The sequence below is a fragment of the Mesorhizobium sp. M7A.F.Ca.US.005.03.2.1 genome (assembly GCF_003997795.1).
GTDB lineage: Bacteria > Pseudomonadota > Alphaproteobacteria > Rhizobiales > Rhizobiaceae > Mesorhizobium > Mesorhizobium ciceri.
Genome location: NZ_RZRP01001376.1, coordinates 1 through 936 on the forward strand (window position 1 = coordinate 1; position 936 = coordinate 936).

Here is a 936-nt window from a genome sequence, read left to right on the forward strand (position 1 = left end):
AGGTCAGCCCGCCCAGCGCCAGGGTGAGCCCCGACGCCCTGATACGGCCGCGCAGCAGCACCGCACCGATCAAGGCCGCGTGCATGACGACGTTGGCGATGACCAGATTGGCCGACGAAACGGCAATGCCGTAGTGGCCAAGCATCCAGTGCTGCGTCACCGACAGCGTGCCGCAGGAGATCAGGAACGCGGCGGCAAGCAGCAGCATTGCAGGCAGTGAACGGCCATGCGCATGCAGGTGGTGGACCAGCACGCCGGCGGCGAAGAACGGTCCAAACTCGGTGATGAACAGCAGCCTGGCGGCACCGCTGCCGATGAAGAACTCGTTCAAGGCCGAGATCGCCAGCCAGATCAAGATCAGCTCCAGCTTGCGTTTCTGAAACAGCCCGGTGAGCAGCGCCAGCGTCACCCAGCCGTAGAACACCAGTTCAAGAACGATCGACCAGTAGACGCCGTCCATGAAGGGCTGGCCGAACGCCGGCGCGAACATCGACAGATTGGCGGCATACTGAACGAAAGAGGCCGAAAGCAGCGGCGACCCGGCAAGGAAGACAATCGCGAAGGTGATCGTCATGCAGAGCAGGAAGCCCGGATAGAGGCGAACGAACCGCGCGACCGCAAACTGGTCCCAACTGCGGTTTTCCGCCGACCAGGCAATGACGAAACCGCTGATCAGGAAGAACAGATTGACGCCGAGATAGCCGTAGAGGGCGAACGGTGCCGCAAGCGGATAACCCTCAGCCAGAATGCCCTCGGCAGCCGCGCCGCGAAAGAAATAGTGGAAGAACACGACAGCCATCGCCGCGACCAGCCTGAGCAGGTCCAGCGTCGCAATGTAATTTTGTTCCGCAGGTCTGGTGTTCATCCGCATTTCCCGCATCTACGGTCGGCAAACCATAGAGCGGATCGCGGCTGAGCGGGTTAAGAGGCCTAGAT

1 protein-coding gene is annotated in these 936 nt (G+C 61.5%); it reads right to left on the reverse strand.

Going from position 1 to position 936, the window contains the following annotated elements; genetic code table 11:
- The coding region (locus tag EN991_RS37895; protein WP_164769739.1) for an acyltransferase at positions 1-865 on the reverse strand (865 nt) is incomplete at its 3' end.
- Positions 866-936: the final 71 nt, after the last annotated feature.